This window comes from Pseudoalteromonas sp. APC 3250, from assembly GCF_030407915.1.
Classification (GTDB): Bacteria; Pseudomonadota; Gammaproteobacteria; order Enterobacterales; family Alteromonadaceae; genus Pseudoalteromonas; species Pseudoalteromonas tetraodonis.
In genome coordinates this window covers 39,879-64,038 of the sequence record NZ_JASDCM010000019.1, presented here as the reverse complement: position 1 = coordinate 64,038, position 24,160 = coordinate 39,879, and the positions used below count along the sequence as shown (strand labels likewise).

At 39.5% G+C, this 24,160-nt stretch carries 22 protein-coding genes and 1 pseudogene; 10 read left to right on the top strand and 13 right to left on the bottom strand.

Annotated features, from left to right (window positions below):
• Positions 1-89: 89 nt before the first annotated feature.
• The 4 genes and pseudogenes from QL986_RS16285 to QL986_RS16270 all read right to left on the bottom strand — a co-directional run.
• On the bottom strand, positions 90-1,085 hold the full coding sequence (locus QL986_RS16285) for a hypothetical protein (RefSeq protein WP_290191716.1): 996 nt from the start codon (positions 1,083-1,085) through the stop codon (positions 90-92).
• 208 nt (positions 1,086-1,293) lie between these two features.
• Positions 1,294-1,656 carry a hypothetical protein gene (locus tag QL986_RS16280; RefSeq protein ID WP_008109624.1) on the bottom strand — a complete coding sequence of 121 codons (363 nt, stop codon included), beginning with the start codon at positions 1,654-1,656 and terminating at the stop codon, positions 1,294-1,296.
• A 192-nt stretch (positions 1,657-1,848) separates the two neighbouring features.
• A complete protein-coding gene (locus tag QL986_RS16275; RefSeq protein WP_008109623.1) occupies positions 1,849-3,231 on the bottom strand; it encodes a PhoH family protein in 1,383 nt (460 codons plus the stop codon).
• Positions 3,232-3,488: 257 nt separating this feature from the next.
• Positions 3,489-4,346: pseudogene (locus QL986_RS16270) on the bottom strand (PIN domain-containing protein); the annotation flags it as partial.
• A gap of 299 nt (positions 4,347-4,645) precedes the next feature.
• Here QL986_RS16270 and rapA point away from each other — a divergent pair.
• Complete coding sequence (rapA, locus tag QL986_RS16265; RefSeq protein ID WP_290191715.1) at positions 4,646-7,540, top strand: RNA polymerase-associated protein RapA; 2,895 nt, start codon at positions 4,646-4,648, stop codon at positions 7,538-7,540.
• A 139-nt stretch (positions 7,541-7,679) separates the two neighbouring features.
• Here the strand turns inward: rapA and QL986_RS16260 are convergent, their stop codons facing one another.
• Genes QL986_RS16260 through QL986_RS16250 form a run of 3 tightly spaced genes read right to left on the bottom strand, consistent with a single transcriptional unit; the run spans position 7,680 to position 9,043 of the window.
• Positions 7,680-8,501: a hypothetical protein gene (locus tag QL986_RS16260; RefSeq protein ID WP_290191714.1), complete on the bottom strand. Its 822-nt coding sequence runs from the start codon at positions 8,499-8,501 to the stop codon at positions 7,680-7,682.
• Between the two features lie 27 nt (positions 8,502-8,528).
• Positions 8,529-8,816: a type II toxin-antitoxin system RelE/ParE family toxin gene (locus QL986_RS16255; RefSeq protein WP_076921933.1), complete on the bottom strand. Its 288-nt coding sequence runs from the start codon at positions 8,814-8,816 to the stop codon at positions 8,529-8,531.
• Complete coding sequence (locus QL986_RS16250; protein ID WP_033103989.1) at positions 8,816-9,043, bottom strand: CopG family transcriptional regulator; 228 nt, start codon at positions 9,041-9,043, stop codon at positions 8,816-8,818. The genes QL986_RS16255 and QL986_RS16250 overlap by 1 nt, the downstream gene beginning before the upstream one ends.
• A gap of 136 nt (positions 9,044-9,179) precedes the next feature.
• Here QL986_RS16250 and rluA point away from each other — a divergent pair, with 136 nt between their 5' ends.
• Both rluA and QL986_RS16240 read left to right on the top strand, forming a co-directional pair.
• On the top strand, positions 9,180-9,833 hold the full coding sequence (gene rluA, locus QL986_RS16245; protein WP_076921932.1) for a bifunctional tRNA pseudouridine(32) synthase/23S rRNA pseudouridine(746) synthase RluA: 654 nt from the start codon (positions 9,180-9,182) through the stop codon (positions 9,831-9,833).
• Positions 9,834-9,926: 93 nt separating this feature from the next.
• A complete protein-coding gene (locus tag QL986_RS16240; protein ID WP_033103987.1) occupies positions 9,927-10,856 on the top strand; it encodes a DUF3530 family protein in 930 nt (309 codons plus the stop codon).
• Here QL986_RS16240 and djlA read toward each other — a convergent pair.
• From djlA to QL986_RS16225, 3 genes are read right to left on the bottom strand one after another with little or no spacing between them, the layout of a single operon-like run.
• Entirely contained in the window at positions 10,839-11,696 is an 858-nt protein-coding gene (gene djlA / locus QL986_RS16235; protein WP_008113211.1) for a co-chaperone DjlA, read from the bottom strand. The genes QL986_RS16240 and djlA overlap by 18 nt on opposite strands.
• Positions 11,697-11,729: 33 nt before the next feature.
• Positions 11,730-12,386, bottom strand: coding sequence for an N-acetylmuramate alpha-1-phosphate uridylyltransferase MurU (murU, locus tag QL986_RS16230; RefSeq protein ID WP_138764317.1), 657 nt, complete (start codon positions 12,384-12,386; stop codon positions 11,730-11,732).
• Entirely contained in the window at positions 12,383-13,384 is a 1,002-nt protein-coding gene (locus QL986_RS16225; RefSeq protein ID WP_138564019.1) for a phosphotransferase, read from the bottom strand. Before QL986_RS16225 ends, murU begins: the two co-directional genes overlap by 4 nt.
• Positions 13,385-13,478: 94 nt before the next feature.
• Here QL986_RS16225 and lptD point away from each other — a divergent pair, with 94 nt between their 5' ends.
• The 7 genes from lptD (at position 13,479) to QL986_RS16190 (ending at position 22,442) form a co-directional block, all read left to right on the top strand.
• A complete protein-coding gene (gene lptD, locus QL986_RS16220) occupies positions 13,479-15,725 on the top strand; it encodes an LPS assembly protein LptD (RefSeq protein ID WP_138564017.1) in 2,247 nt (748 codons plus the stop codon).
• 96 nt (positions 15,726-15,821) lie between these two features.
• The gene (gene surA, locus QL986_RS16215; protein WP_290191713.1) at positions 15,822-17,117 is read left to right on the top strand and encodes a peptidylprolyl isomerase SurA; all 1,296 of its coding nucleotides are present in this window, start codon (positions 15,822-15,824) and stop codon (positions 17,115-17,117) included.
• A gap of 2 nt (positions 17,118-17,119) precedes the next feature.
• A complete protein-coding gene (pdxA, locus tag QL986_RS16210; protein WP_008113219.1) occupies positions 17,120-18,112 on the top strand; it encodes a 4-hydroxythreonine-4-phosphate dehydrogenase PdxA in 993 nt (330 codons plus the stop codon).
• Positions 18,109-18,915, top strand: a complete 807-nt coding sequence (rsmA, locus tag QL986_RS16205) for a 16S rRNA (adenine(1518)-N(6)/adenine(1519)-N(6))-dimethyltransferase RsmA (protein WP_010391631.1) — start codon at positions 18,109-18,111, stop codon at positions 18,913-18,915. The genes pdxA and rsmA overlap by 4 nt, the downstream gene beginning before the upstream one ends.
• Positions 18,899-19,288: a Co2+/Mg2+ efflux protein ApaG gene (apaG, locus tag QL986_RS16200; RefSeq protein WP_008113223.1), complete on the top strand. Its 390-nt coding sequence runs from the start codon at positions 18,899-18,901 to the stop codon at positions 19,286-19,288. The genes rsmA and apaG overlap by 17 nt, the downstream gene beginning before the upstream one ends.
• A gap of 15 nt (positions 19,289-19,303) precedes the next feature.
• Positions 19,304-20,122 carry a symmetrical bis(5'-nucleosyl)-tetraphosphatase gene (locus tag QL986_RS16195; RefSeq protein ID WP_138764314.1) on the top strand — a complete coding sequence of 273 codons (819 nt, stop codon included), beginning with the start codon at positions 19,304-19,306 and terminating at the stop codon, positions 20,120-20,122.
• A gap of 304 nt (positions 20,123-20,426) precedes the next feature.
• Positions 20,427-22,442 carry a methyl-accepting chemotaxis protein gene (locus QL986_RS16190; protein ID WP_013465904.1) on the top strand — a complete coding sequence of 672 codons (2,016 nt, stop codon included), beginning with the start codon at positions 20,427-20,429 and terminating at the stop codon, positions 22,440-22,442.
• 357 nt (positions 22,443-22,799) lie between these two features.
• Here the strand turns inward: QL986_RS16190 and rpmG are convergent, their stop codons facing one another.
• The 3 genes from rpmG to radC all read right to left on the bottom strand — a co-directional run bounded on the left by rpmG (position 22,800) and on the right by radC (position 24,150).
• On the bottom strand, positions 22,800-22,955 hold the full coding sequence (gene rpmG / locus QL986_RS16185; protein ID WP_004587947.1) for a 50S ribosomal protein L33: 156 nt from the start codon (positions 22,953-22,955) through the stop codon (positions 22,800-22,802).
• Positions 22,956-22,966: 11 nt separating this feature from the next.
• Positions 22,967-23,203, bottom strand: coding sequence for a 50S ribosomal protein L28 (rpmB, locus tag QL986_RS16180; protein WP_008464111.1), 237 nt, complete (start codon positions 23,201-23,203; stop codon positions 22,967-22,969).
• A 272-nt stretch (positions 23,204-23,475) separates the two neighbouring features.
• A complete protein-coding gene (gene radC, locus QL986_RS16175; RefSeq protein WP_013465906.1) occupies positions 23,476-24,150 on the bottom strand; it encodes a DNA repair protein RadC in 675 nt (224 codons plus the stop codon).
• Positions 24,151-24,160 lie beyond the last annotated feature (10 nt).

The window sequence follows — 24,160 nt, the reverse complement described above, 5'->3', positions numbered from 1 at the left end:
TATTCATGCTGTTGTGTGGTAACAAGCCTAATTGCACGTTCACGAAATTCTGATGTATAGCGATTTGATTTTTTCATAGTTCCAGTTTCTCAAGTTATTGAGTCTCTGGCAAACACGGGGCGATTCAAATTGTTGTCAGCATCAAAATGTGACAGAACACTAGATTGATACAACGAAATGTATTTTTCATAATCGATTGTGTTAAAAAAGTTGGTATCAACGCGCCTCGCATAAAAAACAAGATCTTGCTGTTCGATACGAACAATGAACTTCTGATCGCCATCTAGATTTTTGACTCGTAGACATAAATCAGGTTTGTGCCAATCAGATACAAAGGAAGGAATCAATGGGAAGCCATATACCAAATAGCGCATACCTTCGATTTTGAAGGTTGTTGGATTGAACTGAGCCTTATTTACTTTGCCGCTACTGAATAATTCAAGTGTCAACACCAGCCAGTGCACATGCTTAGAAAATGTATTTCCTTCAGAAATACAGCCTTCAAACTCACCATTATGGTTTACATGATTGATGTACATGTATTTTCTAATGTCATCCAAGGAAAGCTTTTCAAACGGAAACTTGCAAGCGATTAGCCTGAAATAACAACCATGAACTTTTAAATCTGCATATTGAACTATCAACGGATCATCAAAGGCATCAAAGTATGGTCGCCACTCTAAGCGGAAGTCTGCACCTGTATTTACAATAAACTTGGCATTTTCAGGCAACCCTAAAACTTGGTATATCACTGAAACTAACTCTAATGTTTCGATATCTACCAGCATCAGGCTTTCAATACGGTTTGCCATTGACTCAATTTCTTTATGAAGCGATTCAATAATTTCTTGATCATCGTATTCGTTGATCATTAAATATTTCAGGGAATCGTGCTTTAGAATTGAGTCCAGCTTTTTCTTTTCAAATACTTCAGAGAGATATTTATGGGTATCAGAAAAATAAGGGCAGTTATAAACACCTCTAGCCCACAGGCCTTGGGCGTAAAGATCAGGAAACTCTAATAACTCAGCAAACTCTTTTGCTTGTTTATTGAGCTTATTCTTTAATTGATAAAGTGAGATCATTTAGTTCTCCAAACAACTTTCCAATAAACAATGGCCTACCAACACATTGCTTTATTTATTGTTCAAATAACCAAATTTTTACGGATGCTCCGCTTCACTGTTCACGTTTTTCAAGGCGAAAAACATGTGTAGGCGTAGGCTGTCCGTTCAGCCTTCATATTATAATATCGCCAAAAAACAAAATGACAACTTACGTATTTGTACAACTTTAGGTAGATATTTTGAGTTTGAACTCTGAAAAGCTAAGCCCAAACAGGGATACGACCATCTCTTCATTTATATTGGAGCCGGGAAATTTTTTTTCAAAATTTCCAATAATGCTATCTAGGTGGCTAGCTAATATTTTTACTAAAAATATTTCCGAGTTTGGTGAGAGTGCAGACAGTGCTATCAATGGGTTGTCAAAGGATTCAGCTTTTATTTTTACTAGTAAATCGCTGTAACTGTCACAGCCGTAAAGACAAATAGCTAGGGCTTCTTGGGCTTGTCCAAGGGGAATAGTTAATAATTTAGATAATCGTTTTGCCTGCCTTTTTATATTTACTAGCAGGTCTTCTTTATTAAAAGACATCAATACACCAAAAAACGGCAACGCTAGGCCACGCACCTATGTCACTCAGTTTTTGTGAATATTTAATCTTTTAGTTCAGAGTAAATCCATTTCGTCCTGTTTTCGTGGGAACGGGCTTCTCTGAAAAGCCACTGCAAAAAGCAGTGGCTATTGTCGCAATATTATAAGGAAATGTGAATTGTAGTTTGATGCCTACATGTTCTTTTCAGTGAATTCAGCCAAGCTACTACGCTCTACTTCATCAAATATCAATACTGAGCCTTTTTCATAGTTTCTATACACGTTAACAGCCGCGCTAGCACCTGAAGATGCGGGTGTGACAAACTTATCATCAATCTGGGCTAAGTTGCCCAACACGATTGTGCGACAATTTTTGCCACCACGGCTTAACATGCCCTTAATTTGCGCTCTAGTCATGTTTTGAGCTTCATCAATGATTAAAACAGCATCGTCTATTGAACGACCTCGGAAGTAAGCCATACTAGTAAATTCTATATTGGCTTTTTCGATCACATGCTCAACAGTTGCACTAATATTACCTTCATTGTTATCACCTGAATGCATTGATATAAGCGCATCTGTTATACCTGCTAATAACGGCATTGATTTCTCTGTCAGGTCACCGGGTAAAAACCCCGGATCATCGTCCATAAAGTCTCTGGAGCGCACCACAACGATTTTTTTGTACTTTTTTAACTCCAATACTTGATGCAGCGCCGAAGCAACTGCTAAAAAAGTTTTTCCGGAGCCAGCAGGGCCAAGGATGATATTTAAGTCATAATATGGATCTGTTAATTGGCTTAAAGCTACTGCCTGACGCTGATTTTTAGGCAAAATGCCCCATACTTTTTCTTGTTTACGAGGCAATAACTTTGTGAATACCTCAGTATCTGTTACTTCTGAAATTCGCCCAATGTGTCCAGCTTCATCGTACCAATACATGTTTGGCTGAACTTCATCATTAAATAGACTTATTGGGAAAGTATAAACTTCTCCTGAAACCTTGAAGTCTTTGTCTGATTTAATTCGATCAAAAAGATCTCCTTTAAAGGCTTGTACCCCTGTGTATAAAAGATCAATATCTGATATTTGATTATCTACGGCAACGTCTTCTGCCATGACCCCTACGGTTCGAGCTTTCAAGCGCATATTAATGTCACGGCTAACAATTACTACGTCTTTATCTAAGTCCTTCTGAAGATACAGTGCATAGTTAATTATTCTATTGTCAGCGTCACTTCCAATACCGTGCTTTAACTCTTTAGCCATATCGAGCTGGGTATCAATTCCAATAAACAGTTTTCCTCGTTTAGCTGTTTCAGTAGAAGGTAGTGGAATACCAGCTTCCATCTCTTCTGCACTGTGCCCATTTATTATATCTTCAAGCATACGAATACATACACGAGCATCAGCACTAACCGATTTGTTAGTTCTTTCTTTTAAGTTATCTAATTCTTCTAGAACTGTTAGACAGATGTATACGTCTTCACTGTACGCAAGAAGTGACTTTGGATCATGAACTAGTGCCGATGTATCCAATACTCTTGGGTTTTTGTTTTCACTTGGATTATTCATTTTAGTTCTCCTTTGAGAACGATTTTCATTAATTAGCATTTTAGATTTACCTTAGCTTTATTATTTTTGTTTGTGCCTCTTGCAGGTTAAATCCATTATTTATATTTATTGATGAATGGTTCTATTCTTTAAGTCACACTTAATGACATGTTAGAGAGATTAGATCTTAGCCTGTTATAAATACTCAATTTATTCAGTAAGAATAAGGTCTGTAGATAGGTCTGCACAAATATTGAAAAAAAGCTTGCAGTAATACCTGTTTTACCACATCCCGCTGGGCCGGTTAAAATAACAAGCTCAATAGACGTGTCGAGCAAGGCATCAAGAGCCATTGCTTGGTAAATATTTTTTGGCTTTATTCCCCATGCACTTTGATGCATCAATCGCTCTGCACCAATATCTTTAATGGTAATATGCTCACCATCATACGATTTAACTCTAGCGGCAAACTGATCGCCATCATCAAGTAAATATTCATTACAAAACACATCAGGAATTAAATCTTTAGGGATATGATGAACTGTTTCACGTCCGTGTTGCTCAGTGCTACACTGACCGACATGCTGCCAAAAATCGCCCTCAATTTTTTTATAACCACTGGTGAGTAAATCAATATCGTCAATTAACTGATCAGTACGATAGTCTTCAACATATTTAAGCCCCGCCCCTTTGGCTTTTAAGCGCATGTTAATATCTTTAGTTACTAATATGACTTTTTTATCGCTGTGCTGGTTTTGTAAATGCACCGCACAATTAATAATACGGTGGTCGTTTTCATTGCCCGGCAAACCAGAAATAGAATCGGCAAATAAATGGTCGTTTACAATAATTAAGCTGCCTGTCGATCCGCCTTTTTTATTCCTTGGCAGCGCCACACCTTGTAACATTTGTTCGGGAGTTGCCTGACTCAACACCCCATCAAGGCCACGAATAGCCACTCGCGCATCGCGGCTCACATCGTGTTTTCTATCTTTTATATGATCAAGTTCTTCCAATACGGTCATTGGGATAACAACTTGGTGCTCTTGGAATGACAAATACGCGAGGGGTTCGTGAAGTAATACATTGGTATCTAGCACATACATTTTACTATCAAAATTTGAAGCTTTTCCCATAGTACTTTCCTTACGTTTTATGATTTTTATGCTATACCCAATAAACTAATCAGTGGTTACTAATAAACTTGATTAATTACTTAGGTATAATTTGAGTTTAGTCTATTTGTCATAAAAGTCTGTTTTATGACAAATATCATTTAGTTTGAATTTTCCACAAAATCGACGCACTAATGCGCGCTTAGGGTTGGTAATAATTCATACTTATAAAATTAATTAAAAGTCAGGCAAATAGCGCCTTGCAGTGGTGTTATGTAACAGGTAACATAGCCGCCTTTTTCTTCATAGACGAGACATACATGAATTTTTACTTAGGTCAGCGTTGGATAAGTGATACAGAGTCAGATTTAGGATTGGGCACCGTTGTTGCCATTGATGGCCGCCAGGTCAGCATTTTATTTCCTGCCAGTGGTGAAAACCGTGTTTATTCTTCTGCAGAAGCTCCGGTAACCCGCGTAGCATTTAATCCTGGTGATGTGATCCGAAGCGTTGAGGAGTGGGAATTACAAGTTGAGTCAATTGAAGTACAAGGCGAATTACTGTGCTATCACGGTGAACGTATTGATAACGGTGAAAAAGTACAATTAAAAGAGACCTTTTTAGACCATTTTATTAAATTTAATAAACCACAAGACCGTTTATTTGCAGGCCAAGTAGACCGCTTTGATCGATACACTTTGCGCTACCAAACTTGGTTACACCAATTTGAACGCCAACAGTCACCTATTAAAGGTTTAATTGGCCAACGTGCCAACCTTATTCCGCATCAGCTTTATATTGCCCAAGAAGTAGGTAAACGTTTTGCGCCACGTGTACTACTTTCTGATGAAGTAGGTTTGGGTAAAACCATCGAAGCTGGCATGATTTTACACCAACAAATTATTACTGGTCGCGCCAGCCGTGTGCTCATTGTGGTACCTGAGAACTTGCAGCACCAATGGTTAGTAGAAATGCTACGCCGTTTTAATTTACGTTTTTCTATTTTTGATGAAGAGCGTTGCGACGAAGCGTTTGCTGATTCACCTAACGTGTTTGATACCGAGCAACTGGTGCTTACCAGCCTTGAGTTTTTAACTAAGAAAAAACGTTGGTTTGAACAAGCTACGTTGGCCGACTGGGACTTATTAGTCATTGATGAAGCCCATCATTTAAGCATTAACAACAATAAACCTAGTGCCGAATACCAACGTATGGCTGAGCTGAGTCAAGACATTCCGGGGCTAATTTTATTAACAGCAACGCCAGACCAACTGGGTCATCGTAGCCACTTTGCACGCTTACAACTGCTCGACCCAGATCGCTTTTACGACTACGACGTATTTAAAGAAGAAGAAGCAAACTACAAAGATGTAGCCAAAGCTGCTAACCAACTACTGCAAGAGCAATCATTAGATGATAACGCTAAAGCAACCTTGATTGAGCTATTAAAAGAAACGGATATCACCGATATTCTTGAAACAGCACAACAAGGCGACCTTGAAGCACGTAAAGAAATTTTAAATATGCTTTTAGACCGTCACGGTACTGGGCGCATCTTATTTAGAAATAGTCGCAGTGGTATTGATGGTTACCCAAGTCGTAAATTACACGCCTACCCTATGGCTTTACCTAAGCAATACAAAACAGCAATGACTGTACTAGGTAATATGAGCGGCATTCAAAATGCTGAACTCAGTGCACAACGTGCACTTTTCCCTGAAAAAATATTTCAAGAGTTTGAAGGTGAAAGCGCCAGCTGGGGTTTATTTGACCCTCGCGTAGATTGGCTAATCGAAACGCTAAAAACTCTCAAACGTGAAAAAGTATTACTCATTTGTGCTAAAGCCGAAACCGCAATCAGCCTTGAGCAAATATTACGTGAACGCGAAGCAATTAAAGCCTCGGTTTTCCACGAGGGCATGTCGATAATTGAACGAGACCGCGCCGCGGCGTTCTTTGCCGATGAATACGATAATGCTCAAATATTATTGTGTTCTGAAATTGGTTCAGAAGGCCGTAACTTCCAATTCTCACATCATTTAGTGTTGTTTGATTTACCGCTCAACCCAGATTTACTTGAGCAACGAATTGGTCGCTTAGACCGCATAGGACAAACACAAGATGTGAACATTCATGTGCCTTACTTTGAAAATACGGCACAGGAAGTGTTATTACGTTGGTACAACGAAGGCCTAGATGCATTTGAAAGCACTTCAACCACAGGACAGTTATTATATAAAGAATTTAGCGAAGACTTACTTGAATATATTGCAGCTCATAATTGTGACGAAGATGAGCTAGACCCATTGCTTGAGCAAGTAGCACAAAAGAATGCAGTATTACGTAAGCAAATGGAAAGTGGCCGAGATCGCCTACTAGAACTGCATTCATCAGGGCAAGGCGCTGCTGATTCACTCGTAGCTGACATTGAAAAACTCGATAATCAGTTTGAGCTACCAAGTTACATGATCAATGTGTTCGACACCTTTGGCGTAAGCCAAGAAGATAAAGGTGAAAACACTATTATTTTAAAACCCACTGAGCATATGCTTAACGCGTCATTCCCTGCTTTAAAAGAAGATGGCATGACGGTAACATTTGACCGTGATACCGCTCTTTCGCAAGAAGATGTGCACTTTATTAGTTGGGATCACCCTATGGTGCAAGGCACTATGGATATGATTTGTGATGATGATTTTGGTAGTTCATCGGTGGCGTTACTTAAAAACAAAAAGTTACCACCAGGCACCTTTTTTGTTGAGCTAATATTTGTTGCCGAAGCCATGGCACCAAAAGTCCTGCAAGTGGGTCGCTTTTTACCCCCTACGCCAATTCGTATTTTACTCGATAAGAGCAGTAATAACTTAGGTGAAAATGTTGGTTTTGATGGCTTTAATCAGCAACTATCTGCGGTAGGTCGTCAAACGGCGAGTAAATTAGCAGGTGCATTACAAAGTGCGGTTCATCCAATGATCAACACCGCAAAAGACATGGCGCAACAAAAGTTGGATGTTATTCGTGCTGAGTCATTAGTAAAAATGCAAACATCGTTAAACGAAGAGCAACAGCGATTAGTTGCACTGAAGCAAATTAATCCAAACATTCGCCAAGAGGAAATTACCTTTTACGATAAACAACGCAATGAGCTAACCGCACATATTGAAAAAGCGCAGTTAAAACTCGATGCGATTCGTTTGATTGTGGTTTCGCACTAGAGAATCTAGCTGTCAGTCGTTAGTTAAAGATTACTAACGTGTGTGTATAAAAAAGAAAGCGCGATATTTATATCGCGCTTTTGCAAAACCATATAAAGATAGTTATCAGCTTGAAAATAGAAATACTAAAATTAGCTTTTTAGTAAAAATTGATATTTTCAATTTCATCATTAAAGGAAGAGTTTATATACTGCATTGCATCATGTAAATTTAGAATTAATTGGCTGACTGATACGGCAAGTTTTTGAATATCATCTCTTGATATATGATGAGTTTTCCCATCTTTTGTTTTGCCGCTCCGGTGAACACAATCATGTCTTATAGATATCGCAGTTTCAAAGTATTGTCTTTCTTTTCCAAGTAATCTATCGAGGTCAATATCTAATACATTTGAATATATCTTAGTTACAACACTAAGGTTATGGTAGAGGATTTCTGATAATCTATTCTGAACTCTTTCAGATAGTAGATTAGGCTTTTGAATAATATTTTTTAGTGAGTAAGTTTCATTTTTAAGTTTATCTGAAGTTAAAATAAACTTTTTTATATACTCATCAGAATTTACAACATAGCTTTTTAATGCATCGCCGAAATAAGTTTCCAACGTGATGATGCACTGAGTATAAAACAATCGGTTAAAGTAATTATTATTAACATAACTATCTGATAAAAGGTGGTAAATTAATTGTTCTATATTAAATATAGCACTTTTAAAAATGGCTTGATATTCTCCACCTTCACTCAACTTGTAACCATCTTCTAAATGATAATCAAAACTTAATGAGCTAGGATCTTTACTTACATGTACTTGGAAAGGCGTATCACAGTTAGAACAAAATAAAACTTCTAACTGGTGCTCCATCTCATCTTCACTCGCTAAAGATGCATCATTACTCAATTCTGGTTCATGACTATTTAACTCGCCGCAACGACTGCAGTAAAACTCAATAGTTCCATACATATAAATATTCCTTTATTTCAAAATAAATCACAGCCACTCATCAGTATCTTGACCGCCTAAAATAGCCATTATTTCGACATCTGTTGCTGAAATTCTGTAATAAATACTGTCTGAGCCACAAACGGCACGCCGATAACCTTTACGAATATGATCAACTGATTGGTAGGAATAAGGATTTGCAGCTAGCTTTTCAAACATAGAAAAGAAACTGTAAAAGTAAATATCTGCTTGCTGTTGTGAAAATGCTTTGCAACCATATTGATAAATACGACGTAAGTCTTCTTTAGCATCGTTTGAAAGCTTAAATGTGCGCACTACTTAATGCTTGCTTTAAATTCTGCTAACATTTCATCCGCAGATTGAGCACTAAAACCGCTTTTTTCTGCGTTAGCAAGCTTACTATTTATAGCTTCAGCCCTTCTTGCACGTCTAATTAAATCATTCACCAATTCACTTTTATTTGCATAATCACCAATGTTCTCAACGTGATTACGTAGCCATAAATCATTTTGTTCAGTAAGTGAAATACTTTGTCTTGCCATAATGAATTTCCAAAACGTTAATCTGGTGTAATTTTACACCAGATTAAAAAATACGCAATTAAACTTTTACCTTTTCCCTTGAGCCTTTGCGCTCGCTCCACTAAAATAGCGCACTTCAAAATCACTGAGGTCTGCCGTGTTAGTTAACTACAATCCCCCTATGAGCCCGTATTTAACTATACTGTTTCAAGATGATGATTTACTTATTGTAAATAAGCCTAGCGAATTACTCACCGTCCCAGGTAAAGACCCAAAACATGCCGATAGCTTAATAAATCGCGTCAACCGTGTTTTTCCTAGTGCTAAAATTGTTCACCGTTTAGATATGGCTACCTCTGGCATACTTTGCTTAGCAATGAACAAAGCTGCTCATCGGCATTTAAGTATGCAATTTCAAGAACGCGAAACAGCAAAACGTTATATTGCACGTGTTTACGGGCAACTTGAAACTGAAACAGGCTCTGTTGATTTACCTCTTATTTGTGATTGGCCGAATCGTCCTAAGCAAATGGTTGATCATGACAATGGCAAACCTTCGCTCACTCATTTTAAAGTCCTTGAACGTGAAGCACAGGCAACCCGTGTAGAGCTTACTCCTATTACAGGGCGCTCACATCAGCTGCGCGTGCACATGTTAAGCTTAGGCCACCCTATTTTAGGCGATCGTTTATATGCTCACAAAGACGCACTTGCTGCGGCACCTCGCCTACAGCTACATGCACAAATGCTACAACTCAAACACCCTGTAACGGAGCAAGTACTTACTTTTGAAGCTGAGAACGAGTTTTAACAAGGATTAATCTTTTAGCTATTTACTGTAAATAGCTAAACTTTAAGAGTGCTTCGCCGATACATAAATAAGATTTAAATTAAAAGCTTATTTATGTTTATTACGCAGATGTTTAAAGCCATTATTACTACTCTTGTGCTTGGCTGTACGTTAATCAGTTTCCAAGCGCTGAGTGCTGAGTATATCGCTCCTCCTCCCTTTTCAAAAAATATTGATGCGGATATCTCTCGCCTAGCCCAAAGTGATGAAGTAAAGCCTATTTTAGCTGGTGATACTGAGTTTTTAACTTTATACAGTGAGTATATGAGTGCCGACTTTAGAGGGGTAGTCATACTCATTCCTGATTGGCAATCAACGCCAACAAACAATGCAGGCATGAATTTCTTACGTAAAGAGCTGAATAATCAAGGGTATACTTCTTATGCGATGACAGTTCCTGATATTGATTGGCAAGCAGCTCAAGATGATGCAGCAAAAACGATTAATGATCCTGTGGGCAAAAATAATGAAACAGCCAACGCAAATACTAAGCCAGACACCAGTACACAAAAACAGCCCCATCATGCTGACTATGTTGAACAAGTAAATACTGAAGTGGTAGATAACTATAAATTAAAACTAGTCGCTCGCTACGACGCTTTATACCAACAAGCTGCGATGGAGTCTGAGAATATTGTTGTTATTGCACAAGGCACCAGTGCTGGGGTGTTGTTGGAGCACTACGCTGAATTTTCAGACTCAAAAATAAGCGCCTTCATTAGTTTAAGTAGCTACCTTCCTAATACAAAACGTAATGCAAAGTTAAGCCAAATAACATCCTTGGTCACCCCCGCTTTGTTGGATATTTATTTTGCTACAGACAGTAATGATATCTTAATGAACCTTAAAAACCGTCAGCGTTGGGTTAATCGAAATGCAAAGTTTGATTATCGCCAACGTCAGTTGTTTGGATTACGCGATGCGCCGCAGCAACATGCGCGGCTAAGCAAAGAAATAGACGGTTTTTTACGCCGCCTTTTTTAAATACTCGTATGCTGCTTGAATATCTTGGCTTTTTTTAACCGCGACTTCCATCATATGCTTAGGTAAACCTTGCGATACGAGCTTATCAGGATGGTGCTGAGCCATGAGCTTTCGGTAGGCTACTTTAATATCACGTTGCGATGCGTCTTTATTTAACCCTAATAAGGCCAATGCTTGCGAACGGTTCATATCATTACTTGGTGGTACATGATGCCCTGAGCCTTCACGGTAGCTGCTACTTTGACTTTGCTGCTGTTTAAAACGCTGTTGTTGCTGCCTAAAGTTAAACTCTGCTTGATAACGTTTTAATACAAAGGCAAAGTGTGCTTTAGACACACCTAGCTGCTTACTAACTTCTTGCAGTAATTGCTTTTCTTGTGCAGCAAGTACCCCGTCAGAAAACGCCATCTGGATTTGAATTTCTAAAAATAACTGCAGTAAATCATAACGTTTAGCAAAACGTTCTTTAAAATCATAAACCGTATCTTTGAGTGAAAAGTCGCTGTCTTTACCCGATTGAAACGCCTGCTGCGCTTCACGGCGCTCTTCGCCTTTTAAGCCCATTTCATCCATAAACAGCGTCGCTGCTTTAATGTGGGTTTCGCTAACACGGCCATTCGACTTGGCAATATGTCCCATTACCGCAAAGCAACTCGAAAAAAACAACGCTTGGCGTTCGTTAACATCATCGCCTTTAAAAAGGTTAGAAAAGCCGCCAGCTTTATCAAAGTCTTTTTTTAGGCTTTTATCAAACATATGGCCTAGGTATAAGCCTAAAATGGCACCAAATATTTTGCCAAACATAAAACCAAAACAGAAACCGAGAATTTTTCCCCACATTTTAAAACTTACCTCTAGTGTTTTATATTTAGCTTATGGTGCTAATTGTTGGTTAAGAGCCGATAAACGCTCTGGTGTGCCTATATCGTCCCATTGGCCAATATAGAGTTCAGTGGAGACTAAATGTTCATTTAATTTTTCACGTAGCAAAGGGCCTAATGGCCGAATGCCTGGGGCTAGCCCCTCAAAAAAGTCAGCTTGATAGCGCCCTATCCCTGAAAAGGTATACCGCTGGCTACTTGTCGGTAAGTGGCTCAGTATAAAATCGCCATCAGGATTATGCGCAGGGTTTTCAACCAATACAATGTGCGCCTCTTTAGGCTGTAAATGTAGCTGCATTAATGCACTGACATCGTAGTCGCTGTAAACATCGCCATTGATCACAATAAATGATTCACCAAGTAAAGGAAGCGCTTGAATAATACCGCCTGCGGTTTCAAGCCCGACCGTCACTTCTTGGCTATAGGTTATAGTCACGCCCCACGCGCGCCCATCTGCAAAATAGGTTTTTATTTTATCTCCTTGCCACGCAAGGTTAATTATTATTTGAGTAATACCTGCAGCCTTTAGGCGCATAATATGATGCTCAATCAGTGGTTTTCCCGCTACACATAACATAGGCTTAGGTAACTCTGCGGTGAGCGGCATCATACGTTTACCGCGCCCAGCGGCTAATATCATCGCCTTCATGGTTGTTCCTCTTTTAACCGCTGTTGCACCTTTGGCACCACGCTAGTTTTTATCAAAGCCGATAAGTCGCTAAGCTCAGGGTATTGTGCCGCCACCTCTATTACGTATTCAAGTGTAGGGAGTATGTTTGCTAAGTAACCTTGTTTACCATCACGCAAATATAAACGACAAAAAATACCCGCCGCTTTTAAATGGCGTTGTAAACCCGTTAAATCAAACCAATATTTAAATTCTGCAAATGACTCGTTAGCTATTAAACCTTGGCGTTTAAATTCGTCGTAACCAAACTCAAGTAAATGATTCAGCTCGTCTTTAGGCAATTTAAAGTAGCAGTCTCTTAAAAGTGAGACTAAGTCATAACATAACGGACCTTGAACCGCGTCTTGATAATCAATAATCGCCCATTGCTGCTCGCAGCGCATAATATTCCGACTGTGATAATCGCGGTGCATTGTGACTGTGGGTTGCTCAAGCAGTGTATTTATTAGCAGCGCTGTACTTGTTTGCCAAGTCTGTTGCTGCTCAGCGCTGAGCTCTGCGCTAATAAAATCATTAACCAGCCAATTTTTAAAAATATCCAACTCTAATGCAATAAAGTCACGGTCATACGGATTCATTGACGGCGCAGCTGGAGTTTTTGCCCACTTGGCACTTAAACTGATCAGTTGCTGGTAATACTCGCTGCGATTGGCATCATCAAGCAAGTCAGCTAAATGGGTGCTACCTAAATCACTTAGAATAAAAAAACCTTGCTGCTCGTCACTATGAATAATGGATGGCAATAAAAACCCCTGCTCAGAAAACACCTTGTTTAATGCAATATAAGGGACGTTGTTAACTTTTTTTGGATCGGAGTCCATCACAATAAAGTTTTTATTTTCAGCGTTTAACCTATAATAACGGCGAAAACTGGCATCTGCAGTTATTGCATTAAGCGCATAGGATTGCTCACTAAAGTGAGTATTAATAAACTGTTGTAAACTCTCAAAGCGTGTCATTTTATAAGCTATCTATTTTTCACTAATTACTTTGCCATTGTTTTCCTTTATTATGTATAGCTTGTAACTAATCACAGAGCATAAAGGTCGATAAATGAGCAAAACCTGGGGCATTTTGATGCTAAGCGTACTGAGCGCACCATCGCTTGCCGAAACTGAACTGACACACAATTTTTGTGGCACTTCAATGCAAACCAGAGCTTGGCAACCGCTTGCTGGCCTTGAGCTTGGAACGGTTGATATCAGCGCTGATGACGTTGAGCTTTTAGGAACGCAAAGCGCTGAATTTACTGGCAATGTTGATATTAACACCGTTAACATGAGTTTGTCCGCACAATCAGCACTGATTGATAAACAACGTGGCCTGCTTAATGCCACTGGCCCAATTACCTATCGCGATTATGTAAGCCACGTACAAAGTTCGGGCTTAAATGCCGATTTAAATAACTCAGCATTTAGTTTATTAGGCGCACAATATAGCCTAACACAACAACAAGGCAAAGGCGGCGCGGAAAAGCTCACCGTCGATAAGTCTGGCTTAATGCTGATGAATGCAAGCTTTACTGCGTGCCCAGGTAATACGCCTGTGTGGGCTATTGAAGCCGATGAAATAAACTTATCACGTGAAGAAGGCTGGGGCGAAACCTACAATGCCGTGCTACGTATTTTAGATACGCCGGTACTCTATTTACCTTATTTTACTTTCCCACTCGATGAGCGCCGTAAGTCAGGCTTATTAACGCCCAGCTTTTCAAGTTCAGATCGCTATGGATTAGAAACGATTACGCCTTATTATTGGAATATTGCCCCTAATTATGATGCCACTATTACCCCGCGTTATATGTCACGTAAGGGGCTACAATTACAAACTGAATTTAGATATTTAACCCCAGAGCACCAAGGTTTAGTGGCTGTAGAATATTTAAATAAAGATGACTCAGAGCCTGAGCTTAACGAGCGTTTTTTGTTTCATTGGCAACAAAAAAGTTATATTGGTGAAGACTGGCGAGCCAGTATTGATATTACCAATGTTAGTGATGATAACTACCTCACTGATTTAAACTCAACCTATGCAAGTAAAACCGATACGCAGCTTTATCGTACCGGCTCGCTAACCCATATGGGCGAAATGTGGCGTACTGATATAAAGATGCAAAACTTTGAAGTACTCGGTGACCACTTAGAATCATACACGGCGTTACCACAAATTAGCTTTACCCAAACCACCCCTTGGAAAATTGATTATTTCGATTTTAGTGTTTCAGGCGAGCTGAGCCATTTTACTAACAGCTCTGCGGTAATTGACCAAGCTACTCGCGTGCACATCGAACCTAAAGCACGCTTTGATTACAAAGAGTATGCCTGGTCATTTTTATCTGAAGTGAGCTTATTGCAAACTAACTATAAACAAGACGGTGATTTACAGGGTACACAGTATAGCGATAATGTTTCGCGTACTTTGCCTAAAGTGCGCTTATATTCTCAGCTTAACTTTGAGCGCGACACCTCAATTTTTATTGACGATGGTATTCAAACTCTAGAGCCACAAATTCAGTATTTATATACGCCTAATAAAGATCAGTCTGACATTGGCTTATACGATACCACCAAGTTACAAGATGACTTTTTTGGTTTATTCAGGGATGCGCGTTTTTCAAGTGTTGACCGAATTGCCGCAGCTAATCAATTTACATTAGGGGCTACAACGCGTTTATTTGATAAGAAAAATGAAGAAGTATTTAACTTCAGCGCAGGCCAAATATTTTATTTAAGTGATTCAGCCAAGCCTACAGAGCAAGGACTTAATAGCGGTAGTAACTACAATGCCTTGTTTGCAGCGCAAACCATGTTACATTGGCACCGCCGCTGGTATTTATCGGGTGGTATTCAGTACGACACGGATGGCAAGCAAATTATCCAGTCAAATTTAACCTTAGACTATAAAGGTGACGATAATCAGCTGGTTCAATTGAACCATCGCTATGCAAATGATGTCTCAGGAAATACAATCGAGCAAGCGGGCTTATTTACAAGCATCCCTATCAGTGACGAGTGGCAATTTATTGCAAGTTACCATCGCGATCTTGATAATAACCGCAGTATTGAAGTATTGAGTGGATTACAGTATGAATCGTGCTGTTGGGCGTTCCAAATTACTGGCCATCGCCAAATTGAAACTGATTTAAATCAGTCAATTGGGCAACCCCAAGCCACTTTTGATTCGAGCATTCGTTTGAATTTTGTATTAAAAGGGCTTGGTAGTAAAAGCCGTTACGATGCTCAAAAATTATTACAACAAGGTATTTTTGGTTATCGTAGGCCGTATTTTCTTAATGACTAAACTGCTTTATTTATAGTAAAAATTTACAAATAACTATATTAATTTAGCCGTATTTAGCATTACAACAGTACTATTAGTAAGAGTAGTAAAAAGAATATGAATTTAAAAAAATTATTAACATCAGCAGTTTTAACGTTCAGCTTGTGCCAAAGTGCATTTGCCGCCCCTGTCGAAATAGACAAAGTAATTGGTATTGTAAACCAAGGCGTTATTTTAAAAAGTGAAGTAGACACTATTGTTGATCGCGTAAAAAAACAAGCAGAAAAACAAAACCAACAGCTGCCAAAAGACGAAACACTACGTGTTCAGGCGATTGAGCGTTTAGTAAATCAAACCTTGATGATGCAGATGGCTGAGCGCATGGGCTTAGAAATTTCAGATAGCCAGCTTGACCAAACACTTGCCAACATGGCTAAAGAGCAAGGCGGTACAATTGCTGATTTGCGTCGTACTATTGAAGCGTCGGGTGAGAGCTTTCAAGCTTACCGCGAAGAAATTCGTAAAGAGATAACCACGCAACAAGTTACACGTGCAAACGTAGACCGCCGTATATATGTAAGCGACCAAGAAATTGATAACTTACTAAAAATTATGGATAGCCAAGGCCAAAATGCCGAAGAATACGATATTGGTCACATACTTATCGATATTCCAAGTGGTGCAAGTGCAGACGACGTAAGCTCAGCAAAAACACGCGCAGACAAAGTTATTGAACTGCTGGAAGATGGCCAAGAATTTAAACGTATTGCCATTTCATCATCAAGCGGCTCAAAAGCGCTTGAGGGCGGACAATTAGGCTGGATGGGCATTAACGAAATGCCATCGTTATTTGCAGAAGCTGTAAAAGGTAAAAAGAAAGATGCGATTATTGGTCCACTTCGTTCCGGTGCGGGTTTCCACATCATTAAAGTGCAAGACGTACGTGGCCGCCAAGTAGTAGAAACCACTGAAGTTAAATCTCGCCATATTCTTATTAAGCCTTCAATTATTTTAAGTGAAGAAAAAGCTCGCACTATGTTAGCAGGCTTTGTTAAAGATTTACGCGCCGGCGATGCTGACTTTGCAGAACTTGCTAAAGAGTACTCACAAGACCCAGGTTCAGCACTTAAAGGTGGTCAATACGATTGGACTGATCCAACCACCTACGTGCCTGCGTTTAGAGATACGTTACTATCACTTGATAAAAACGAAATCAGCGAACCATTTAGAAGTCAGTTTGGCTGGCACATTGTGCAGTTACTAGATAAACGTGTTGCAGATAAGACCGAGCAAGCTAAACGTAATCGTGCACATGGCATGTTGTTTAATCGTAAATTTAAAGAGGAAAGCTTTAACTGGCAGCAAGAAATGCGCGAACAAGCCCATGTTGAAATTTTCCCAATAGACGAATAATTATGACTTTAAGAATTGCGGTAACCCCCGGAGAGCCTGCAGGCATTGGCCCAGACTTGCTATTAAAACTGGCACAGCATAGCTGGGATGCGCAACTAGTAGCGATTGCAGATGCATCGCTACTAAAACAGCGCGCTAAGCATTTAGGTTTAAACATTAAATTAATTGAATTTGATGAACAAGCCAAAGCAATGCCAACAGCAGCAGGCAGCTTATATATTAAGCAGATTGATTTAGCAGAGCCCGTTGAGCTTGGCGTGCTTAATGACGCTAATGGGCAATACGTTTTAGATACATTACGTATTGCCAGCGAGAAGAATATGGATGGCACATTTGATGCCGTTGTTACGGGGCCTGTTCACAAGGGTATTATTAACCAAGCCGGCATTTCTTTTAGTGGCCATACTGAGTACTTTGCTCAGCAATCAGGTACTGCTGATGTGGTTATGTTATTAGCCACCGAAGGTCTGCGTGTTGCCCTAGTAACAACACATATTCCGCTTGCTTATGTTTCTCGTGCCATTACGCAAGAGCGACTAGTTAAAGTGGCTAATATTCTTAATCATGACTTGAAAACGAAATTTGGTATTGAGCAACCGCGTATTTTAGTCTGTGGCTTAAACCCGCACGCTGGTGAAGATGGCCATTTAGGCCGCGAAGAAATCGACACGATAACGCCTACACTTGACATACTAAGAGCTGAAGGGATGAACTTAATCGGTCCTTTACCAGCAGATACATTATTTCAAGATAAATACCTAAATGAAGCCGATGCAGTACTGGCTATGTATCACGATCAGGGATTACCTGTGCTAAAATACAAAGGATTTGGTAAGTCAGTGAATATAACTCTTGGCCTTCCATTTATCCGCACTTCAGTCGACCACGGTACTGCGCTTGATTTAGCCGGTACAGGCGATGCTGATGTTGGCAGTTTTGAATTAGCGATCCGCGAAGCAATTAAGCTCGCCCATGAAAAAGCACAGAATCAATGACCGATAAAGTACATTTAGGACACCGCGCCCGTAAACGTTTTGGCCAAAACTTTTTATTCGATGAGTCAATCATCGATAAAATCGTCACCGCTATTGATCCCAAGCCGCAAGATAATTTAGTCGAAATTGGCCCTGGCCTTGGCGCTATTACTGAGCCTGTAGCCGATTTAAGTGGCCATTTAACGGTTGTTGAGCTAGATAAAGATTTAGCCCAACGTTTAATTGAACACCCTTTTTTAGGGCCTAAATTAACCGTAAACCAAGGCGATGCAATGAAGTTTGATTTTGCTAGCCTAGTTAAAGACGACAAAAAGCTAAAAGTATTTGGTAACCTACCGTACAACATTTCTACTCCTTTGTTGTTTCATCTTTTTGAATTTGCCGATCATATTGAGCACATGCACTTTATGCTGCAAAAAGAAGTGGTAAAACGCATGGTTGCAGGCCCAGGCAGCAAAACCTTTGGCCGCTTGAGTGTAATGACTCAATACTACTGTAATGCGATGCCTGTAGTAGAAGTACCACCAGAGTGCTTTAAACCTGCACCTAAAGTAGATTCTGCGGTTATTCGCTTAATCCCCAAAAAGGCAGAGCAGCGCACAGCTAAGAGCGTTAAAATATTAAATACAGTCTGTTTAGAAGCGTTTAATCAACGTCGTAAAACACTACGCAACAGCCTAGGCAACCTTTTAACCGCTGAAGAGTTAACCAGCATTGGCATTGATATCACCTTGCGTGCTGAGAGCCTGTCGTTACAACAATTTATTGATATAGCTAACTGGATTTATGACAACAAGCAGTAATATAGGATCACCTGTAAAGGTATCTGTAGAAACATTTTATGTAGAAGAGCAATCGCAACCTGAACTTGATAAGTTTGTGTTCGCCTACTCCGTTACTATAAAAAACCACAGTTTATGCAGTGCAAAGTTACTTAGCCGTTATTGGCTAATTACTGATGCCAATGGCAAAGAAGTAGAAGTGCAAGGCGAAGGTGTGGTCGGTGAAACCCCAGATATAGCCCCAGGTGAAAGCTACAAATATACCAGTGGTGCAATAATAGATACACCAGTAGGCACCATGCAGGGACATTACACTTTACGTAACGAGTTTGGTGCTGAATTTAAAGCACCCATAAACGTATTCCGCTTAGCCTGTCCTAATATCTTACACTGACAAAAACAGGTAACAATGGCCGACTACGCGATAGGTGATTTACAAGGCTGCTTTGACGAATTTAGTTTATTGTTAAAGCAAGTCGACTTTAACCCTAGCAAAGATCACTTATATTTAGTGGGTGATATTGTCGCTCGCGGCCCAGACTCTAAAGCGTGCCTTGATTATATTTATCAACATCAAGACAGCGTTAGCGTCACATTAGGCAATCATGACTTACACATGATTGCCTGTTATTTAAATAACGTTACACCTAACCCCAAAGACAAACTCACTGCACTGCTTAACAGTAGTAAACTGCCCCACTACATCGCGTTTTTACAAACTCAGCCTTTAGCGCTTTATTTAGAACAATATAATTGTTTTATCTCTCATGCAGGCCTTAACCCTGATTGGTCGTGCGAGCAAGCCATTAAGCACGCTCAATTTTCGCAGCAATGTTACAGTCAAAACAATGCCGAGTTCTATTTTAAAAACATGTATCAGCCTCACCCGCTAAAATGGACGGAGCAACTTGATGATGCTGCTAAATTTCGTTACATCGTTAATTATTTCACTCGCATGCGCTTTATTACGCCTGATAATTTGCTCGATTTTAATGCAAAAGAAGCAACAACAAATTCATCATCACTAATTCCTTGGTTTTCTCATCCTGCCATTATGAACGCTCAACATGACCTAATTTTTGGACACTGGGCAGCACTTGAAGGCAAAACGCCCTACAACCACCTCTATGCTCTAGACACGGGTTGCGTATGGGGTGGCTCAATGACACTAATAGAACTGCAAAGTAAGCAAAAATTTTCAGAAAAATCACAACTTTTGTCTAAATAAACTGAAAAAAGTTAATACATCTGTTAAGTTTAAGAGTGGATGTTAAATTGTATAATTACAAAACATTCACAATAATGTGTAAAAAATAGCAATGCTCTTATAATTGAGTTAAACATAGACAGTAAACGAGTGTTATTGCCTACATTATTTTTTATCTTTAATAAAAGACTTAGTTTGTAATTAAGTTTTGCGGTAAATTTAGCAACTAACTATTAACAGTAAAAATTAATTATTTTTAATTACTTAACTTATTGTTGAAAGCGCCGATAAGTTTTAATAGACGTATTTTTGAATGGAAAACCATATGAATCTAACAGTGAGTCAACGTATTTGGGGTGGTTTTATATTTATCACTTTATTACTTTTAATTATTGGCGGTAACTCTTTAATAAAAATAGCAAATATAGATCGTTCAACTCAAAAAGTTAATCAGCTATCGCTTCCTGCATTAAACAAGAGCGCTCAGTTACAAGCAGAATTTATTTTGATGAGTAAAGCCGCTCAAGCTAGTTTCCATATAACATCGGCTCAAGAACTCGCCACGTTAAAAGCGCAAATAGAAGAGCAAAAACAAATATTTAATAAATTGCACCGCGAACTACAACAAGTTGTTAAAGACGATCCACAGTTAAACAAAAGCAGCCTTGAAGTTGAAAAAACCTACCAGAGCTTTTCAAATATCATAAACAGCCTGCTTAAAGATAAAAACACCCAGCTAGTGCTTAACAAAAAGCTCAAAGCTCAATTAGAAACCGTTGAGCTTGCGGCAGAAGATGCAAACTCTATGGTGCTTGATATTATTGATATTGATGGTTTAGAGGATAATCATCCACGCGCTTATCAAGCAGCTAATAATCTAGAAAATAACTTTATGTCCGTGGTTACCAGCAGCACCGACATGCTAACCGTTAAAACGCTTAACACGCTCGATATTATCAAAAATGAGCAAGTGTATTACTTTGAAGAAGTCGTTCGTACCGTTTCATTAATAAAGCCGGCGATAGAGCAAAGTCACAGCAGCTTGTTTAATGACTTAAAGGGTTATGTAGATACCCTAGAGAGCAATATTTTAGGTAACGATAGCCTTTCAGCTAATAAAAAACGCCTTATTGACGCAATAAGCACAACCGAGCGTGAATTAGCAGAGTCTGAAAAAGCGACTAAAACAGCGCTTAGCCAAATTGACGAATTAGTATTACAAGCCAGTGGCGTTGCATTTACATTACAAGAAGGCGTACGTAGTGACGTAAACTCAGCTAATTTATGGACATGGATAGGTATGATCATTGCGACTATTATCGCTGTGCTTGTAGCCATCATTACGGTTAACCGTATTACTAAGCCATTAGCGGAAGTAAATCGTATTCTAGATATTGTTGCCAGTGGTGATATGACTCAACGCTTAGATGACAGCGCAAAAGATGAATTTGGTGAGTTATCGAAAAGTTGTAATACCTTAATTGATAGCTTACGTAGCTTAATCACCGGTATTATTTCACGTTCAACACAACTTGCAGCCGCTTCTGAGCAAACCTCAACAATTACCGGTGAATCAAGCAAAGCAATCAGTAATCAGCAAGCGCAAGTAGAGCAAGCAGCAACCGCAACCACTGAAATGAGCAGCACATCACAAACAGTGAGTAATAGTGCGCAACAAGCACTGAGCGAAATTAAAAATGCCGATAAAGAAGCGGAGCGCGTTAAAGGTATTTCAAATCAAAATAAAGCAACCATTGAGCAACTCGCCTACGAAGTAGACGAAGCATCAAGTGTTATCAATAAACTACACAAAGATAGCGCATCAATTGGTAGTATTTTAGATGTTATTCGCGGTATTGCCGAGCAAACTAACTTACTCGCACTTAATGCAGCGATTGAAGCCGCTCGTGCCGGAGAGTACGGCAGAGGCTTTGCTGTGGTAGCTGATGAAGTAAGATCGCTTGCGAGTAAAACACAAGAGTCGACCCAAGAAATTCAATCTATGATTGAATCACTACAGTCGGGCGCTGAAGAAGCGGTTAAAGCTATGGAAAAAGGTAAAGAACGCGCGGTTTCGTGTGTTGAGCAAAGTGACTTAGCCAACAGTGCACTGGACTCAATTACCCTTGCAGTATCACAAGCGCATAATGTCAGTGAAGAGATATCAACAGCAGCACAAGAGCAACAACAAGTATCACAAGAGATCAGTGAGCGCTTAGAGTCTATTGTTGCTATTGCCGAGCAAACAGCAGAAGGCGCTGTACAAACGAATATTTCAAGTTCAGAAGTGGCTAAATTAGCCGAAGAACTAAGAATATCAGTAGAGAACTTTAAAGTATAAATATCGCGCTGTAAGTAGCCTTAGAGCTACTTACAGCTCATACCCTAGTAAGTCAGCGTAAAGCCCCCTTATTCCTCTTCAGGCATACTTAAACAGCTCATCCGCACTCTAAATCAACAACACCAAACGACTTAGCCCGTAAAGTCATTTAATGCTCATACTCTTTATGTTTTTTTAGTTATAAACAACTGATGCAATTATCTACGGAATAATTCGTGGTGCTTAACAAAAGCCAATTAGCGATTTAATTCAATGGGTATCATTACGGTGATATGGTTTCGGTGGATGATAGAGCAGATTTTAAAAACAAAAAACCCAGCATAAGCTGGGTTTTTACATTTCTGAAAGAAAACTAAATTACTTGATTTTAGCTTCTTTGAAAATCACATGTTTACGAGCCTTAGGATCGAATTTTTTGATTTCCATTTTTTCAGGCATGTTACGCTTGTTCTTGTCGGTAGTGTAGAAAAAACCAGTACCAGCAGTTGAAACTAAACGGATCTTATCGCGCATAATTCAGTTCCTTAAACTTTTTCGCCACGAGCACGGATTTCAGTAAGAACCGTGTCAATGCCTTTTTTATCGATAATACGCATACCTTTAGTAGTAGTGCGTAATGTTACAAAACGTTTTTCACTTTCAACCCAAAAACGGTGTGTTTGTAGGTTAGGTAGGAAACGACGTTTAGTCGCGTTTCTCGCGTGTGAACGGTGGTTACCAACCGCTGGACGCTTACCTGTAACTTGACATACTTTAGACATGTCTATATATCTCCAATAACTTCGCTCGAGCTTAATTTTCCCTAAGGCCATGTATTTGTGCCCTAGAGATAAATCGAAGGGCGCTCTTTATACAGCTTTTACAGGCAAAGATCAAATACTGATCTTATCCAACCAGCTCATGTGTAAATTTGATAGCGGCTAATTATAAAGATCGAATGCCCTTAGGGAAAGTAAAAACTGCATTTAAATTAAACTAATTTGCCAAAACGCACTAAACCGCTCATTTTTAGCACATATCTGAAGCGATAAACTCAAATCAGTCCCCGTTCGGCAAACGAAACACTGCTTTCACCACCAATAATAATATGATCCAACACATTTATGTCGACTAATTGCAGTGCTTGGCACAACTTATTGGTAATGAGCTTATCGGCCTGACTCGGTTCTGCAATACCACTGGGGTGATTATGTGAAAAAATAACCGCCGCCGCATTATTTTTCAGTGCCGCCTTTACCACTTCACGCGGATATACACTGGCCGCATTAATTGTGCCGTAAAATAATATTTCATCTTTTAATAAACGATTTTGACTATCAAGGTACAACACCATAAATACCTCTTGCTGCAATCCACGCATTTGCAGCGTTAAATAGTCATAAACGGCTTGTGGGGAGTTAAAAACGGCGTCGCGCACAAAGCCCTCTTGCATGTATCGCTGGCTTAGTTCAAGTACTGCTTGTAGCTGAACATATTTAGCCATTCCCAAGCCTTTTTGCGCACAAAATTCATCCATACTGGCATTAAACAAATTATGCAGGGTTTTATTTTCGTTGATCAGATGCTGCGCCAACTCTATGGCATTCATGCCGGGTAGGCCCGTGCGCAAAAATATGGCTAATAGTTCAGCATCAGAGAGTGCCTTTGCGCCCTTTTCTAGCAGTTTTTCTCGCGGGCGGAGCGAATTAGGCAGTGACGTTAATTGCATGATTCATCCT

Excerpts from the sequence above, each read along its gene's own strand:
- lptD (WP_138564017.1), top strand. The coding sequence starts at position 13,479 with ATGAGCAAAACCTGGGGCATTTTGATGCTAAGCGTACTGAGCGCACCA.
- rsmA (WP_010391631.1), top strand. The coding sequence starts at position 18,109 with ATGACCGATAAAGTACATTTAGGACACCGCGCCCGTAAACGTTTTGGC.
- rapA (WP_290191715.1), top strand. The coding sequence starts at position 4,646 with ATGAATTTTTACTTAGGTCAGCGTTGGATAAGTGATACAGAGTCAGAT.
- rpmB (WP_008464111.1), bottom strand. The coding sequence starts at position 23,203 with ATGTCTAAAGTATGTCAAGTTACAGGTAAGCGTCCAGCGGTTGGTAAC.
- QL986_RS16225 (WP_138564019.1), bottom strand. The coding sequence starts at position 13,384 with ATGACACGCTTTGAGAGTTTACAACAGTTTATTAATACTCACTTTAGT.
- apaG (WP_008113223.1), top strand. The coding sequence starts at position 18,899 with ATGACAACAAGCAGTAATATAGGATCACCTGTAAAGGTATCTGTAGAA.
- QL986_RS16240 (WP_033103987.1), top strand. The coding sequence starts at position 9,927 with ATGTTTATTACGCAGATGTTTAAAGCCATTATTACTACTCTTGTGCTT.
- QL986_RS16190 (WP_013465904.1), top strand. The coding sequence starts at position 20,427 with ATGAATCTAACAGTGAGTCAACGTATTTGGGGTGGTTTTATATTTATC.
- QL986_RS16260 (WP_290191714.1), bottom strand. The coding sequence starts at position 8,501 with ATGTATGGAACTATTGAGTTTTACTGCAGTCGTTGCGGCGAGTTAAAT.
- QL986_RS16275 (WP_008109623.1), bottom strand. The coding sequence starts at position 3,231 with ATGAATAATCCAAGTGAAAACAAAAACCCAAGAGTATTGGATACATCG.
- pdxA (WP_008113219.1), top strand. The coding sequence starts at position 17,120 with ATGACTTTAAGAATTGCGGTAACCCCCGGAGAGCCTGCAGGCATTGGC.
- surA (WP_290191713.1), top strand. The coding sequence starts at position 15,822 with ATGAATTTAAAAAAATTATTAACATCAGCAGTTTTAACGTTCAGCTTG.
- rpmG (WP_004587947.1), bottom strand. The coding sequence starts at position 22,955 with ATGCGCGATAAGATCCGTTTAGTTTCAACTGCTGGTACTGGTTTTTTC.
- djlA (WP_008113211.1), bottom strand. The coding sequence starts at position 11,696 with ATGTGGGGAAAAATTCTCGGTTTCTGTTTTGGTTTTATGTTTGGCAAA.
- murU (WP_138764317.1), bottom strand. The coding sequence starts at position 12,386 with ATGAAGGCGATGATATTAGCCGCTGGGCGCGGTAAACGTATGATGCCG.
- QL986_RS16195 (WP_138764314.1), top strand. The coding sequence starts at position 19,304 with ATGGCCGACTACGCGATAGGTGATTTACAAGGCTGCTTTGACGAATTT.
- QL986_RS16250 (WP_033103989.1), bottom strand. The coding sequence starts at position 9,043 with ATGGCAAGACAAAGTATTTCACTTACTGAACAAAATGATTTATGGCTA.
- radC (WP_013465906.1), bottom strand. The coding sequence starts at position 24,150 with ATGCAATTAACGTCACTGCCTAATTCGCTCCGCCCGCGAGAAAAACTG.
- QL986_RS16280 (WP_008109624.1), bottom strand. The coding sequence starts at position 1,656 with ATGTCTTTTAATAAAGAAGACCTGCTAGTAAATATAAAAAGGCAGGCA.
- QL986_RS16285 (WP_290191716.1), bottom strand. The coding sequence starts at position 1,085 with ATGATCTCACTTTATCAATTAAAGAATAAGCTCAATAAACAAGCAAAA.